We start from the raw sequence: 15,457 nt of genomic DNA, 5'->3' as shown, positions 1-15,457 counted from the left end.
CACCAGGCCTCGCCCCCTCTGTCCCCCTCTGAATTGATGTTAGAATCCAGCTTCGTTTGCGTCATGGACCGGGCTTGTACCCGTCGCCGGAGCAGGCGGACACATCAACTTCCCTTACGGTGACCCTTTGGATACCGTGCCCATATGGGTGCAAATTCTTGCACTGGCACTTCTGATTCTTTGCTCGGCATTCTTTTCGATGACCGAGACTGCCCTGATGGCCGCCAACCGGCATCGCCTCAGGCATCTGGCCAAGCATGGCAACAGGCGCGCCATCGCCCTGCTGTGGCTGCTTGAGCGTACCGACCGCCTGCTGTCGCTGATCCTGATCGCCAATACGCTGATCAATGCACTGGCGACGGCGCTGGTCACGGCGCTGGCGATCGCCGCCTTCGGCAACCACGAAAAAGTCATCACCCTGGCCACCGCCTGCGTGGCCGGCCTGCTGATCATCTTTGCCGAAATCGTGCCAAAGATCATCGGCGCGACCTATCCGGAACGCATCTCGCTGTTCACCAGCTACATCCTGAAGCCGCTGATGGCGCTGGCCAAGCCACTGCTGTGGGCGGTCAACATCGTCGTGTCGACGATCCTGCGCATCATCCACATCAAGGCCAGCGGCCGCTCCCACGATCAGCGCCTGTCGCCGGAAGAGTTACGCTCAATCGTGCTCGAGGGCGGCAACTTCATTCCGCAAAAACACAAGAGCATCCTGCTGAACCTGTTCGACCTCGAGAAGATTTCGGTGGAAGACGTCATGACACCGCGCGCCCAGGTCGAGGCGCTCAACCTGTCGGTCTCCATCGACGAAATCCGCAACCAGCTGGCGACCTGCTATCACAACAAGCTGCCGGTCTACGAAGGCGAAATCAACCAGATCGTCGGCATCCTGCACGTGCGCAAGGCGATCATGCTGTTCAGCCAGGACGAGGAGATCACCAGTGAGGAAATTCGCGCACTGCTGAGCGCCCCGTATTTCATCCCGCAGGACACCGACGTCTTCACCCAGCTGCAGTACTTTCAGGAAAACCACGAACGCCTCGGCATCATCGTCGACGAATACGGCGAGGTGCAGGGCCTGGTGACGCTGGAAGACATCATCGAAGAAATGATCGGCGAGTTCACCACCTCGGTGCCGGGCGCCGCGCGCGCCGACAGTTTCGCCTGGAACAAGGACGGTGAATGCCTGCTGGAAGGCGCCACCACTTTGCGCGACATCAACAAGCGCCTGGGCCTGAGCCTGCCGCTGGACGGCCCCAAGACGCTCAACGGCCTGCTGCTGGAATGGCTGCGCGACATCCCCGAAGCCAACGTGTCGGTGCGCATCGCCGGCTGCATCATCGAGATCGTCCAGGTGCAGAACCAGGCCATCAAGGTGGTCAAGCTGTTCGCGCCGGCCTCTGCAAAAACGCCGAAAGCCGAATAGCTACGATTTACAAGGCGGTACGCAAGCCGCATCATCGATCGCTTCGGACTCACTTCCGATGCGATACGACGATGCAGGCGAGATGCCGGCGCAACGCCGGTCGCTCCCTCGACTCTTGCCGGCACCGTTACCATGCTCCAGCGCGCCCCTGCTTCTGTTTCCTCGCCCTTCCCGGACTTCGACGACGCTTCCGCCGTCAATTACCTGCAGAAGATCCTGCTCGACGCCGTCAACCTCGGCGCCTCGGACCTGCATTTCGAACCGTTTGAAAAGCATTGCCGCATCCGCTTCCGGATCGACGGCCAGTTGCGCGACATCGTCGAGCCGCCGCTGTCGATGAAGGACAAGCTGGCCTCGCACATCAAGATCGTTTCCGGCCTCGACATCGCCGAAAAGCGCGTGCCGCAGGACGGCCGCATGAAACTGGCGCTGTCATCGACGCGCGCCATCGATTTCCGCGTGTCGACGCTGCCGACGCTGTTCGGTGAAAAAATCGTCATGCGCATCCTCGACGCCAGCCGCTCGCAACTGGGCATCGACACGCTCGGCTACGACGCCGCGCAGAAAGAATTGCTGTTGCAGGCGATCCGCCGTCCCTACGGAATGGTGCTGATGACCGGGCCGACCGGCTCGGGCAAGACGGTGTCGCTGTATAGCTGCCTCAGCATTCTGAATCAGCCCGGCACCAATATTTCCACGGTCGAGGATCCGGCTGAAATCAGCCTGCCCGGCATCAACCAGGTCAACGTCAACCAGCGCGCCGGACTGACCTTTCCGATCGCGCTGCGCGCCTTCCTGCGCCAGGATCCGGATGTGATCATGGTGGGCGAAATCCGCGATCTCGAAACCGCCGATATCGCCGTCAAGGCAGCGCAGACCGGACACCTGGTGTTTTCCACGCTGCACACCAACGATGCGCCGTCGACGCTGACGCGCCTGATGAACATGGGCGTGCCGGCTTTTAACGTGGCCTCGTCGGTGATCATGATCACGGCGCAACGGCTGGCGCGCCGCCTGTGCGGCTGCAAACAGCCGGCGGACATTCCGGCAGCAACGCTGCGCGAAGCCGGCTTCGGCACAGCAGACCTGAATGGCGGCTGGACGCCGCATCGCGCCGCAGGTTGCCGGCGCTGCGGCGCCACCGGCTACAAAGGACGCGTCGGGATTTACCAGGTCATGCCGATCAGCGAAGCCATCGAAAGCCTGATCCTGGCGCACGCCGCAGCACCGGAGATCGAAGCGCAGGCGGTGCGCGAGGGCGTGCTCACGCTGCGCCAGGCAGGCTTGCAAAAAGTGCGCGAGGGCCTGACCAGCCTGGAGGAAATCCTCGCGTGCACCAATCTGTGACGACCGTGCCGGGTGCATCGGCATGACGGCGGCGCGCGACGAACTCTACGCGTGGGAAGGCCGCGACCGCGAGGGCAGACCCGTGCGCGGCGAGATGCGCGCGGGCGGCCCGGCGCTGGTCGGCGCCACGCTGCGGCGCCAGGGTATCCAGCCGACATTGATCCGCAAGAAAAGCGTGCAGCGCGACAAGCGCATCGGCGACAAAGACATCGCGCTGTTCACGCGTCAGTTGGCGACCATGCTCAAGGCCGGGGTGCCGCTGTTGCAGGCGTTCGACATCGTCGCGCGCAGCCAGGCCAATCCGGCGCTGGCGCGGCTGGTGGCCGGGCTGCGCGCCGACGTGGAAGGCGGCAGCGGCCTGCATCAGGCGTTCGGACGCCATCCGCGTCAGTTCGATGCGTTGTACTGCAACCTGGTCGCGGCCGGCGAGCAGGCAGGTCTGCTCGACGAATTGCTGGCGCGCCTGGCCCACTACAAGGAAAAGACCCTGGCCACGCGCAGCAAGGTGCGCGCGGCGCTGGTCTATCCGGTCGCCATCGTGGCCTTCGCCGTGCTGGTGACGTCCATCATCATGATCTGGGTGGTGCCGTCGTTCAAGGAAGTATTCGGCAGCTTCGGCGCCGCGTTGCCGCTGCCGACGCTGATTGTGATTGCGATCTCGGATTTCCTGACGAGGTATTGGTGGATGATGGCCGCCACGCTCGGCGGCGCCGGCGCATGGCTGCTACGGGCATGGCGCCGGTCGCCGGCCTTGCAGGCGAAGGCCGACCGCTGGCTGCTGCGGCTGCCGGTGTTCGGCAACGTCGTGCGCAAGGCGGCGTTGGCGCGCTGGAGTCGCACGCTGGCGACGCTGTTCGCCGCCGGCGTTCCGCTGGTCGAGGCGCTACAGTCAGTGCGCGGCGCGGCTGCCAATGCAGTGTATGCCGACGCCACCGCCGCTATCGGCCGCGACGTCGGCGATGGCGCCAGCCTGGCGGGGGCGATCGAGCGTACCGGCCTGTTCCCCCAGCTGGTCGGACAGATGGTCGCCATCGGCGAGGAATCCGGCGCACTTGACCAGATGCTCGCCAAAGTCGCCGATTTTTACGAAATCGAGGTCGATGAAGCGGTTGCCTCCATCTCCACGCTGATGGAACCCTTTATCATGCTGGTATTGGGCGTCGTCATCGGCGGCCTGGTGATCGCGATGTACTTGCCTATTTTCAAACTGGGATCTGTTATCTGATGTTCGAACTGCTGACTCTGGCCGACATGCACGGCAGTGGCAATGCCGCAGCAGCGGCGCTGGCCGCCTGCGCGGGACTGCTGATCGGCAGCTTCCTCAATGTCGTGATCCACCGGCTGCCGCAGATGATGCAACGCGAAGCGGAAAACTACCTGGCTCACGAAGCCGGGCGCAGCCTGCCGCACGGCGAACGCTACAACCTGTGGACACCGCGCTCGGCCTGCCCGCATTGCGCTGCGCCGATCGCGCCCCGGCACAATATTCCGCTGCTCGGTTATCTGCTGCTGCGCGGGCGCTGCGCGGCGTGCGGTACGGCCATCTCGCGCCGCTATCCGGCAGTGGAGATTTTCACGGCGCTGCTGTCGGCGCTGACGGCCTGGCATTTCGGCCTCGGCCTGGAAGGCGTCGCCGCGCTGGCCCTGGTCTGCTTCCTGATTGCGCTGGGGTTCATCGACGCCCGCACCCAGCTGCTGCCCGACAGCCTGACTCTGCCGCTGCTGTGGCTGGGCCTGCTGGTCAATCTCGACGGCACCTTCGTGCCGTTGGCCGATGCTGTGACAGGCGCGGCGGCCGGTTATCTTGTACTCTGGAGCATTTACTGGGTCTTCAGGCTGGCCACCGGCAAGGAAGGCATGGGTTACGGCGACTTCAAGCTGCTGGCAGCGCTCGGCGCCTGGCTGGGCTGGCAGGCGCTGCCGCTGATCCTGGTGCTGGCATCCTGCACCGGCGCCGTAGTCGGCATCGGCATGGTGATTCTGCGCAAGCACGGCAAGGACCAGACCATTCCGTTCGGCCCCTACCTGGCGCTGGGCGGCGTACTGATGCTGCTGTACGGCAAATCCCTGTTTCTATTCGGATTGTATTGATGAGCGACATTTTTTCCAGCGTCGGCGCAACACTATTTTCCATCGGCCTGACCGGCGGTATCGGCAGCGGCAAGACCACGGTTGCCAATCTGTTCGGCGAGCGCGGCGCCGCGCTGATCGACACCGACGCCATCGCCCATCAGCTGACGACGCCGGGCGGCGTCGCCATTAACGCCATCCGCACGGCATTCGGCGACAGCTTCATCGGCGCCGACGGCGCCATGGACCGCGCCCGCATGCGCGCCCACGTGTTCGCCGACGCCGCTGCGCGCAAACGACTGGAGGCGGTATTGCATCCGCTGATCCGCAGCGAGACCGCGCGCGCGGCACAAGCGGCGCGCGGCGATTACCTGATCTTCGTGGTGCCGCTGCTGGTGGAGTCACAGCAATGGCGCACGCGCACCTCGCGCATCCTGGTTGTCGATTGCAGCGAAGACGTCCAGATCGCACGCGTCATGCAGCGCAACGGCATGACGCGCGCCCAGGTCGAAGCCATCATGGCGGCCCAGGCGACACGTGCCGAACGGCTCGCCGCCGCCGATGACGTCATCGAAAACAACGGCGATGCCGCTGCGTTGCTGCCGCAAATCGAGCGCCTGCACGCGCTCTATCTGTCGATGGCGAAAACAAATCGCGATGGGCATTTGTAATTTTCCTCTGCATGGGTCAGAATCACGTAAATTGAACGCGCGCTTTATCAATATCAGCCATATCTTCAATATTCTGCAATCGTTGAAGACATATTCATAAAGCGTGTTGTCGAATCCGATTCAACTTTAAAGGGACGCAGCTTTGATCGTTTACGAATACCCTTTCAACGAGCGTATTCGCACGCTGTTGCGGTTGGAGGATTTGCACGAGAAGTTCGTGTTCTTCCTGCATCAGGAAAGCCCGCTGCAACATCATGTCGCCCTCTCCACCATTTTCGAGATGCTCGAAGTGGCTGGACGCGCCGACCTCAAATCCGATCTGCTGCAGGAACTGGAACGCCAGAAACAAATCCTGCTGGCCTACCAGTCCAATCCGAACGTCGAAGCCGAGATGCTCAACGCCATCCTGAGCGAAGTGGACCGCGCCAGTGCCGCCCTGTCGGCCTCGCAAGGCCGGACCGGCCAGAACATCCGCGAAAACGAATGGCTCATGAGCATCCGCGGACGCACCATCATTCCGGGCGGCGCCTGCGAATTTGACCTGCCGTCCTACTATGCCTGGCAAAAACGCACGGCGGAGCAGCGTTTCACCGACATTTCCAACTGGTTTGCACCGCTGGAGCCTTTGTTCGACGCCGTCGGCATCGTCATGCGGCTTCTGCGCGAATCGGGACATCCGGTCAAAATCAACGCAGAAGGCGGAAGTTACCAGCAAATGCTGCAAGGAAAAATCTACCAGATGCTGCGCCTGGTGATCGATGAAGAAATGGGGGCAATCCCCGAGATTTCGGCCAACAAGTACATGCTGTGGGTGCGCTTCACCTCGCAGGACGGCGACATGAAACCCAAGCCTTTCGAAGGCGAAGTGCCGTTCGAGCTGGCGCTGTGCGGATTTTAAGCAAGAATATGTTCACGGCGTCGCAGTAATAGCGCGAACAGGTTCCAAGAGATTCAGGTAGAAATTATGGCAACAATCGTAGACTGCCCCACTTGCGGCACCAAGGTGGAATGGACCGAAAAGAATAAATACCGGCCATTTTGCTCGGAACGCTGCAAACAAATCGATCTCGGCGCATGGGCCGAAGAAAAATACGCGATTCCCGCCGTCAACCTGCCGCAGGAGCAGGACGACGACAACCCGTCCGTCCAATAGACGAAGCCGTACCGGTCAGACCGGCAATCGGAGTTTATCGATCCACTCGATCAAGGGAATCGTGGCCGGCAGCAAGGGCGTGACGTCCACGCTGCCCTGCCATGCGAACGCTTGCCCTTCCAGGCTTTGCGGCTCACCGCGCCATTCTCTGCTGATATAAAAATGCAAACGCACGTGGGCGTGCGGATAGATGTGCTGCACCCCGCACCAGGCTTCGGCCGACATCACCTCAATGCCCAGCTCTTCCAGAAACTCGCGCTTGAGCGCATCCAGCACCGACTCGCCGGCTTCGACCTTCCCGCCGGGAAACTCCCAATAACCCGCATACGGCTTGCCTTCGGGGCGCTGCCCCAGCAGGACGTCGCCATTCGGCTTCATCAGGATACCGACCGCAACGTCGATCGGCGGCGTTGTCTCGACAGCAAGCGTCATCAGGCTTTCAGCTTTCCGGCGTAATCCTTGGAGAACTGCCAGGCCACGCGACCCGAGCGCGAGCTGCGCTGCAGGGCCCAGCGCAGGGCGTCGCCGCGGGCTGCCTCGATCTGGGTGGCATCGCAGCCGAAATGACGCAGCCAGTGCGCCACGATCTCGAGATAGTCGTCTTGTTTGAACGGATAAAAAGTCACCCACAGGCCGAAACGCTCGGAGAGGGAGATCTTTTCTTCCACGGTTTCACCCGGATGCAGGTCGCCGTCATCGGTGTGGGTGTAGGTCGAGTTATCCGACATGCGCTCAGGCATCAGGTGGCGGCGGTTGGAGGTGGCGTAGATCAGCACGTTGTCCGACTGCGCCGCGATGCTGCCGTCGAGCGCCACCTTGAGCGCCTTGTAGCCGCTCTCGCCTTCTTCGAAGGACAGGTCGTCGCAGAAGATGATGAAGCGTTCCGGACGCGCCGAGACCAGGTCGACGATGTCTGGCAGGTCATGCAGGTCGTCCTTGTCCACCTCGATCAGGCGCAGGCCGCGATCGGCGTACTGGTTCAGGCAAGCCTTGATCAGCGAAGACTTGCCGGTGCCGCGCGCACCGGTCAGCAGCACGTTGTTGGCCGGACGGCCGTCGACGAACTGCCTGGTGTTCTGGTCGATCTGTTCCTTCTGCGGCCCGATGTTATGCAGGTCGGACAAGGCGATGTGGGAGATATGCCCGACCGACTGCAGATAACCGCCGCCGTTGTTGCCGTTGCGGCGGCGCCAGCGAAACGCCACGCCCTTGTCCCACTCCACCGACGTCGCCGACTGCGGCAGAATGGATTCGATACGGGCCAGCAAGGCCTCGGCGCGCTGAAGAAACTGATCTAATTGGGTCATGACAAAATAGGCAAAGTGGATCGAGCAATCAAGAGCTCACATTGTGACGCAAACCCGATCCGCCCCGCGTGAATAAAATTCGTGAAAACCGCAAGCCGTTCAACTAAAAAATCGCCGGCTCTGAATTCGTTCAGAAGCATAGCGAGCGGCTCAAGGTCGGTGCGAGAAGCGCAGCCGTACTGAAGTACGGCGAGCATCGCAGCGCCGAGATTGAGCCGCGCAGTAGCTTATGAGCGAATTCAGGAGCGGTAGTCGGCATTGATGGTGACATAGTCGTGGGACAGGTCACAGGTCCAGATCGACGCCTTGGCCGTGCCGCGCGCCAGCTTCACGCGCACCACGATCTCGCTCTTCTTCATGACGCGCTGGCCGTCCTCTTCCTTGTAGTCCGGATTGCGGCCGCCGTTCTTGGCGACCCAGACGTCGTCCAGATACAGGTTCAGTTTCGACACGTCGAGGTCGTCGACACCGGCGTAACCGATCGCCGCCAGGATACGTCCCAGGTTCGGATCGGACGCGAAGAAGGCGGTCTTGACCAGCGGCGAGTGGCCGATGGAGTAGGCGATTTTGCGGCACTCTTCGACGCTCTTGCCGTCTTCCACGGTGACTTCGATGAACTTGGTGGCGCCTTCGCCATCGCGCACGATCTGGTGTGCGAGGTTCTGTGACAGCGCGCTCACGGCGGCGGCCAGTTCCTTGTACTCGGCGCTGTCGGCGCTGGTGATTTCCAGTTCGCCGGCGCCGGTGGCGATCAGCATGAAGGAGTCGTTGGTCGAGGTGTCGCCGTCGATGGTGATGCAGTTGAACGACTGGTCGGCGGCGTCCTTGACCAGCTGGTTCAGCAGCGCCTGCGGCACTTTGGCGTCGAACGCCAGGTAACCGAGCATGGTCGCCATGTTCGGCTTGATCATGCCGGCGCCCTTGCTGATGCCGGTCATGACGACTTTCTTGCCTCCGATGGTCAGCGTGCGTGAGGCCGCTTTCGGCTGGGTATCGGTGGTCATGATGGATTCGGCGGCAGCGAACCAGTTGTCGGTCTTCAGGTTGGCGATCGCTGCAGGCAAACCGGCCTTGATGCGCTCGACCGGCAGGGGTTCGAGGATGACACCGGTGGAGAACGGCAGCACTTGCTCCGGCTTCACGCCGAGCAGGCCGGCCAGTTCGGCGCAGGTGGCGTTGGCGCGCGCCAGGCCTTCTTCGCCGGTGCCGGCGTTGGCGTTGCCGGTGTTGATCACCAGGGCACGAATCGGCGCGGCGTCGGTGGCTTGCTCCAGATGCGTCTTGCAGACTTGCACCGGTGCGGCGCAAAAACGGTTGAGCGTGAACACGCCGGCGATGGTGGCGCCCGGCGCCAGCTTCATGACCAGCAAATCCTTGCGGTTGGCCTTGCGCACGCCGGCTTCGGCGTAGCCCAGCTCGATGCCGGCAACGGGTTTCAGATCGGCGGAAACGGGAAGAGGAGAATTGACGGCCATGGTTGTCTAGTCAGCGTTAAAGGTGAAAGGAAATGCGGGAGAGCGTTATTGTAATCGGATCGGATGACGGCAATATTTTATGGCATCAGATTCTTGGCGACCACGAACCACGGCCGCCGCGCCAGCGGCAACAGGCGTGCATTGGCGTCGATGGGGATCAGCGACTCCGACACCGAATTGAAAACATTGCCGCCGATCACGCCGGCCCAGCCGCGCTCGGGATGGATTTCGTAGACAAGATCGCAATGCCCCGGCAAGCCGGGGCGAATATCGTCGAGCGTGGCGGCCTGGTTGGTGTCGCGCGGTGCGCAGATCAGGTCGCCCGGCGCAATCGGCTCGGTGGCCGCCGGACGCAGCACGAACAGCGGCGCCGGAAGGCTCTGGCGCGCCTTGAGATAGCTCAGGTAATTGAAGTGCACGTCGCTGGGCAGGAAGTCGTCCGAAGAAATCCCCGCCGCCTGCATCAGGTAGGAAATGAACGCCGCCGACCAGGCCTGCTGGGTGTCCGCGCCGGTGAAGGACTTGCCCACCGACTGCCAGTACATGCCGACGCGCTGCACCGCTTCGCCTTCATCTTCCAGCAAGCCCAAACGTGGCGCACTCAGGACTTCACCGCGCATGTCGATTTGCTGGCGATCGAAAAACGACCATTCGGTTTCAGCCGCCGCCAGCAAGGCGGCGCGCGGCGGGGCATCCTGGCGCAGCGCCAACGCCGAAACCGCCGGCGCCGATACAGGTGCGCTACCGCAAGCAGCCAGCGTCAGCAGCAAAGCCGTGACCGCAAGGAAGCGGAACGAAGCTGTCGGGAAACGCATTGTTGCTTTCTTTGTCATGTTGTCATTCCGGCGAGACCACTTTCAAACCGATGATGCCGACGATGATCAGCGCCAGGCAGGCCAGCCGCGCCGGCGACGCCGATTCGTGGAACAGTACGATGCCGAGCACGACCGCACCGACAGCGCCGATGCCGGTCCAGATGGCATAGGCGGTGCTGAGCGGCAGTGTCTTTACCGCCAACGCCAGCAAACCCACGCTGACGACCATCGCGGCCAGTGTCGCCACGCTCGGCAACAAACGCGTGAAGCCGTCGGTGTACTTCAGCCCGACCGCCCACGCCACTTCAAACAAACCCGCCAATACCAGAATGATCCAGGCCATCGCCTATTTCCTTTATGCTGCGGGGCCGTCCCCATCGATGGAATCCGCTGCGCGGTCGTCCGCGCGCGGCGCCGGCCATCGATGCACATGGCAGGCGAACAAAAGAAAAAGCCGCTCCGGAATCCGGAGCGGCTCGGCGACGGCTATTGCCAGGTTGCCCTGCTTAAGCCAGCTTGCCGTGGCATTGCTTGTACTTCTTGCCGCTGCCGCACGGACATGGATCGTTACGGCCGACCTTCGGCAGACCGTTGACCAGCGGCTGCTGGCCCTGATCGTCGGAAGCGGCGTTCGCGGTCGGCGCCAGCAGTTCTTCCGGCGCCGCATTGGCGTCGAAGTCGGCATGCTGGTAATGCACGTTTTCGACGTGCGACTGCGCCAGGTTTTCTTCGGCTTCTTCGATGGCTTCACGGCTTTCAATGCGCACCGTCATGACGATCTTGATCACTTCGTTCTTGATCAGGTCGAGCATCTGGGCGAACAGTTCGAAGGCTTCGCGCTTGTACTCTTGCTTCGGATTCTTTTGCGCATAGCCACGCAGATGAATACCCTGGCGCAGATGATCCAGTGCCGCCAGATGCTCACGCCAGTGGCTGTCGATGCTCTGCAGCATGACGCTGCGCTCGAAACCGCTGAACGCTTCGGCGCCAACCACGTCGACCTTGGTCTTGTATGCCGATGCCGCTGCGGCCAGGACGCGCTCGAGCAACTCTTCGTCGGTCAGGTTGGGCTCGGCTTCCAGGATGGCGGTGAGCGGCACGTCCAGCTGCCATTCGTTGCTGAGGGCGGCTTCCAGCGCCGGGATGTCCCATTGCTCTTCAACCGACTCTTCCGGTACGTGGGTGCGGAACGCTTCGGTGAACACGCCTTCGCGCAGCGAAGTGATCATTTCTTCCATTTCGGCGGCTTCCAGCAACTCGTTGCGCTGCTGATAGATCACCTTGCGCTGGTCGTTGGCGACGTCGTCGTATTCCAGCAATTGCTTGCGGATGTCGAAGTTGCGCGCTTCCACCTTGCGCTGCGCCGATTCGATCGAGCGCGAGACGATGCCGGCTTCAATCGGCTCACCCTCGGGCATCTTCAGACGGTCCATGATGGCGCGCACGCGATCGCCGGCGAAGATGCGCAGCAGCGCGTCGTCCAGCGACAGATAGAAACGCGAGGAGCCCGGATCGCCCTGGCGACCGGAGCGGCCGCGCAGCTGATTGTCGACGCGACGCGACTCGTGGCGTTCGGTACCGATGATGTGCAGGCCGCCGGCGCCGACCACGTGGTCGTGCAACGACTGCCACTCGTCGTTCAGCTTTTGCGCTTGCGCCGCCTTGTCGGCATCCGACAGGGATGCGTCGGCTTCGATGATCTGGATCTGCTTCTCGACATTGCCGCCCAGCACGATGTCGGTGCCGCGACCGGCCATGTTAGTGGCGATCGTGATCATCTTGGGACGGCCGGCCTGCGCGATGATTTCCGCTTCGCGCGCGTGCTGCTTGGCGTTGAGGACGTTATGCGGCAGCTTGGACTGGTTCAGGATGCCCGACAGCAGCTCGGAGTTTTCGATCGAGGTGGTGCCGACCAATACCGGCTGGCCGCGCTCGTAGCAGTCCTGGATATCCTTGACCATCGCCATGTACTTCTCTTGCGATGTCTTGTAGACCTGATCCTGGCGATCCTTGCGGGCGCTTGGACGGTTGGGGGGGATCACCACGGTTTCCAGGTTGTAGATTTCCTGGAATTCATAAGCTTCGGTGTCGGCGGTACCGGTCATGCCGGACAGCTTGCCGTACATGCGGAAATAGTTCTGGAAGGTGATCGAGGCCAGCGTCTGGTTCTCGTTCTGGATCTTGACGCCTTCCTTGGCTTCAACGGCCTGGTGCAGGCCGTCAGACCAGCGGCGACCCGTCATCAGGCGGCCGGTGAATTCATCGACGATCACGACTTCGCCGTTCTGCACCACGTATTGCTGATCCTTGTGATACAGCGTGTGGGCGCGCAGGGCGGCGTACAGGTGATGCACCAGCGAGATGTTGGAAGCGTCGTACAGCGAAGCGCCTTCCGGCAGCAGCCCCATGCTGGTCAGGATTTGTTCGGCGCGCTCGTGACCGGCTTCGGTCAGCAGGACCTGATGGCCCTTTTCGTCCTTGGTGTAGTCGCCCGGGACTTCGACCTTGCCCTTGCCGTCGGGAGTCTCTTCACCGATCTGCAGTGTCAGCAGCGGCGGCACGCCGTTGATCTTGTGGTACAGGTCGGTGTGGTTCTCGGCCTGGCCGGAAATGATCAGCGGGGTGCGCGCTTCGTCGATCAGGATCGAGTCGACTTCATCGACGATGGCGAAATTCAGACCGCGCTGCACGCGATCGCCCGCATCGAACACCATGTTGTCGCGCAGGTAGTCGAAACCGAATTCGTTGTTGGTGCCGTAGGTGATGTCGGACGCATACGCGCCCTGCTTGAGGTCGTGCTCCATCTGCGACAGGTTGATGCCGGTCGTCAGGCCGAGCCAGCCGTACAGCTTGCCCATCCATTCGGCATCGCGCTGCGCCAGGTAATCGTTGACGGTGACCACATGCACGCCCTTGCCCGACAAGGCGTTCAGATAGGCCGGCAGTGTCGCCATCAGGGTCTTGCCTTCACCGGTGCGCATTTCGGCGATCTTGCCGAAGTGCAGCACCATGCCGCCGATCAGCTGGACGTCGAAGTGGCGCATCTTGAGCACGCGCTTGCTGGCCTCGCGGCAGACCGCGAAGGCTTCGGGCAGGATGTCGTCGAGCTTGGTTCCGGCGGCCACGCGCTGCTTGAACTCCGGCGTCTTGGCTTGCAGCTCGGCATCCGACAGTTTCTCGATGTCCGCTTCGAGCGCATTGATTTGACGGACAATTTTTTGATATTGTTTGAGCAACCGCTGATTGCGGCTACCGAAAATCTGGGTCAGTAATGACATGCTTGGATTCTAAAAAAGCGCCGAAAAATGACTCTGCGCGGCAGTTTTGCCCGCACGGAACCGGAATGAGGCTGATAAACCGTGAATTCTAGCATGCAAGCGCCCCACGACAGTGTTCCCGCCGGGCACAGACACGCCGGTGAAGCTTGGCCGCCATCATCGCGGGCCAAGTGGTTTCCAACATGCAATGTTTTGCAACCGCCGCAGCGCACCGGGATGCGTGCGCTGAAATACTGTCAATAGATTGGGCTGGGACGCAAAGATTCAATATGTCCGGCGCAGTGCGGCCGGATCAGCGCCCGGCCACGAACACCGGCGCCGCCCTGGGGCCGCCGCCCGGACTGCCGAGGGCGAGGAATTTGCGCGGATCCTGCGCCACGCCGCGGATGCGCACTTCGAAATGCAAATGCGGTCCGGTGGAGCGGCCGGTCGTGCCGATGTCAGCCACGTGCTGGCCGCGCCTGACGATGTCGCCCACCTTCACGAACAGCTGCGAGGCGTGTGCATAGCGCGTGATGATGTCGTTGCCGTGGTCGATTTCCAGCATGTTGCCGAACTGGTAATGATATTCCGCCGCGATCACCACGCCGGCTGCTGCCGCGACGATGGACGTGCCGGTCGAGGCCGGGAAATCGAGCCCCTCGTGGAACGCGTTATGCCCGGTGAACGGATCAAGACGCCAGCCGAAGCTCGACGAGTTGTAGGCCACATTGACCGGCGGATTGGTCGGCAACAGGCGCGACTTGATCTTGTCTCCCATCAGCGTGGACTCCACCGCATTCATGTAATCGGCCCGGTGGCCGACATCGACCGACAAGGCGTCCAGCATTTTTTGCAGCTCGCTCATGCCGAGTTCGCGGCCGGGGCCGCCGATGGATGAAGTCTCGACGCCGCCGCGGCCCGGCTTGTCCTTGAAGTTGAATTCTTCCGGACGTACGCCGGCCAGACCTTGCACGCGTTCGCCGAGCGCGTCGAGACGCATCAGCTGGGCTTGCATTTCACCGAGCTTGACCGCCATGACGGCGAGGTTTTCCTTGAGGTATTTGTCCTTGCGGTCGTCTTCCTGCTGCGTCATCGAGACCATCAGCTTGTGCAGCATCGGAGAACTGTCGCTGTCGGAGGCGTGGCGCAGCACCAGATACGACAGGCCCGCAGCCGAGGCTGCGATACTCACCACCAGGAACAACAGCACCGCGACCACATGCTTCGACGTCAGTGTGACCGACCGAGCGCGCGTGAAGCGCGGGTGCAGCAGAATAATTTGCATCTTTACTCCCTAGTCCCTCCTCCGCACGAGAGGAGATGTGATAAGGTTTAAAGATGAAGTATCCCTCCACATTTACCCCTTATCGCCGTGGCCCTTCGGCCGCGCAGTTGATGCGCAGGCCGCGGGACGCGACAGATTTCTTGCGGGCGGATAATGCGATGGCGACACTGATGCCAGCCATTACCCGCATGGCGTCGCTGCAAAAAAGTTGTGCAGCGATTCTGCCGGCTATTTTCAAATCGTGCGACGTCATGAATTTCGAAGGCGGGCAACTGGTGCTGAGCATGCCCAACGCAGCGCTGGCAACCAAGCTCAAGCAACAATTGCCGAAATTGCAAGAACGCCTCATCCAGGATGGATGGCAGGTTAATGCAATCCGCATCAAAGTACAAGTTGGCAAGAATTACGTGGTGCCGCCACCGCCGCGCCGCCAACTGACTTTGCCAAGCCTGGCGGTGTCGTCATTCGCCGAGCTCAACGACGCTCTCGAAGACTCGCCGCAGAATCAGGCCTTGAAGGCTGCACTGGCGAACATGGTACGCCGCAACACCGGCGTCAAATAGGAAGAGAACCGAAAGAAACCCGGCCTTGTTCTTGCTCTGGCGAAAGAACGGCGGCGGGTTGCAGGGAAGTGCGGGGACGCCTGAT

The 15,457-nt window shown here is 61.9% G+C and carries 14 protein-coding genes and 1 pseudogene; 8 read left to right on the top strand and 7 right to left on the bottom strand.

The window, feature by feature from the left end:
- Positions 1-127 precede the first annotated feature (127 nt).
- The 7 genes and pseudogenes from F506_RS00640 to yacG all read left to right on the top strand — a co-directional run bounded on the left by F506_RS00640 (position 128) and on the right by yacG (position 6,667).
- The gene (locus F506_RS00640; protein ID WP_053194816.1) at positions 128-1,426 is read left to right on the top strand and encodes an HlyC/CorC family transporter; all 1,299 of its coding nucleotides are present in this window, start codon (positions 128-130) and stop codon (positions 1,424-1,426) included.
- Between the two features lie 174 nt (positions 1,427-1,600).
- A pseudogene (locus tag F506_RS00635) lies at positions 1,601-2,773 on the top strand (ATPase, T2SS/T4P/T4SS family); the annotation flags it as partial.
- Positions 2,774-2,795: 22 nt separating this feature from the next.
- Entirely contained in the window at positions 2,796-3,998 is a 1,203-nt protein-coding gene (locus F506_RS00630) for a type II secretion system F family protein (protein ID WP_053194814.1), read from the top strand.
- The gene (locus tag F506_RS00625) at positions 3,998-4,864 is read left to right on the top strand and encodes a prepilin peptidase (protein WP_053194812.1); all 867 of its coding nucleotides are present in this window, start codon (positions 3,998-4,000) and stop codon (positions 4,862-4,864) included. The genes F506_RS00630 and F506_RS00625 overlap by 1 nt, the downstream gene beginning before the upstream one ends.
- Positions 4,864-5,514: a dephospho-CoA kinase gene (coaE, locus tag F506_RS00620; protein ID WP_053194810.1), complete on the top strand. Its 651-nt coding sequence runs from the start codon at positions 4,864-4,866 to the stop codon at positions 5,512-5,514. Before F506_RS00625 ends, coaE begins: the two co-directional genes overlap by 1 nt.
- Before the next feature lie 142 nt (positions 5,515-5,656).
- Positions 5,657-6,412, top strand: a complete 756-nt coding sequence (gene zapD, locus F506_RS00615) for a cell division protein ZapD (protein ID WP_053194809.1) — start codon at positions 5,657-5,659, stop codon at positions 6,410-6,412.
- Between the two features lie 66 nt (positions 6,413-6,478).
- Positions 6,479-6,667, top strand: coding sequence for a DNA gyrase inhibitor YacG (gene yacG, locus F506_RS00610; RefSeq protein ID WP_053194808.1), 189 nt, complete (start codon positions 6,479-6,481; stop codon positions 6,665-6,667).
- A gap of 15 nt (positions 6,668-6,682) precedes the next feature.
- Here yacG and F506_RS00605 read toward each other — a convergent pair whose 3' ends face one another.
- The 7 genes from F506_RS00605 to F506_RS00570 all read right to left on the bottom strand — a co-directional run bounded on the left by F506_RS00605 (position 6,683) and on the right by F506_RS00570 (position 14,809).
- Complete coding sequence (locus F506_RS00605; RefSeq protein WP_053194806.1) at positions 6,683-7,099, bottom strand: NUDIX domain-containing protein; 417 nt, start codon at positions 7,097-7,099, stop codon at positions 6,683-6,685.
- A complete protein-coding gene (locus F506_RS00600) occupies positions 7,099-7,974 on the bottom strand; it encodes an ATP-binding protein (RefSeq protein ID WP_053194804.1) in 876 nt (291 codons plus the stop codon). The genes F506_RS00605 and F506_RS00600 overlap by 1 nt, the downstream gene beginning before the upstream one ends.
- Before the next feature lie 239 nt (positions 7,975-8,213).
- A complete protein-coding gene (argJ, locus tag F506_RS00590; RefSeq protein ID WP_053194800.1) occupies positions 8,214-9,449 on the bottom strand; it encodes a bifunctional glutamate N-acetyltransferase/amino-acid acetyltransferase ArgJ in 1,236 nt (411 codons plus the stop codon).
- Positions 9,450-9,526: 77 nt separating this feature from the next.
- Complete coding sequence (locus F506_RS00585; protein ID WP_235471314.1) at positions 9,527-10,282, bottom strand: DUF2272 domain-containing protein; 756 nt, start codon at positions 10,280-10,282, stop codon at positions 9,527-9,529.
- A gap of 4 nt (positions 10,283-10,286) precedes the next feature.
- The gene (gene sugE, locus F506_RS00580) at positions 10,287-10,607 is read right to left on the bottom strand and encodes a quaternary ammonium compound efflux SMR transporter SugE (protein WP_053194798.1); all 321 of its coding nucleotides are present in this window, start codon (positions 10,605-10,607) and stop codon (positions 10,287-10,289) included.
- A gap of 163 nt (positions 10,608-10,770) precedes the next feature.
- The gene (gene secA, locus F506_RS00575) at positions 10,771-13,542 is read right to left on the bottom strand and encodes a preprotein translocase subunit SecA (protein ID WP_053194797.1); all 2,772 of its coding nucleotides are present in this window, start codon (positions 13,540-13,542) and stop codon (positions 10,771-10,773) included.
- Positions 13,543-13,834: 292 nt separating this feature from the next.
- Positions 13,835-14,809: a M23 family metallopeptidase gene (locus F506_RS00570; RefSeq protein ID WP_053194795.1), complete on the bottom strand. Its 975-nt coding sequence runs from the start codon at positions 14,807-14,809 to the stop codon at positions 13,835-13,837.
- A gap of 53 nt (positions 14,810-14,862) precedes the next feature.
- Between F506_RS00570 and F506_RS00565 the strand changes: the two genes are divergently transcribed.
- Positions 14,863-15,372, top strand: a complete 510-nt coding sequence (locus tag F506_RS00565) for a DciA family protein (protein ID WP_053194793.1) — start codon at positions 14,863-14,865, stop codon at positions 15,370-15,372.
- Positions 15,373-15,457: the final 85 nt, after the last annotated feature.

The sequence above is a fragment of the Herbaspirillum hiltneri N3 genome (genome assembly GCF_001267925.1).
GTDB classification, from domain to species: domain Bacteria; phylum Pseudomonadota; class Gammaproteobacteria; order Burkholderiales; family Burkholderiaceae_D; genus Herbaspirillum; species Herbaspirillum hiltneri.
Note: the sequence above shows the minus strand (reverse complement) of the source record. Positions and strands in the feature narration are given on the sequence as shown.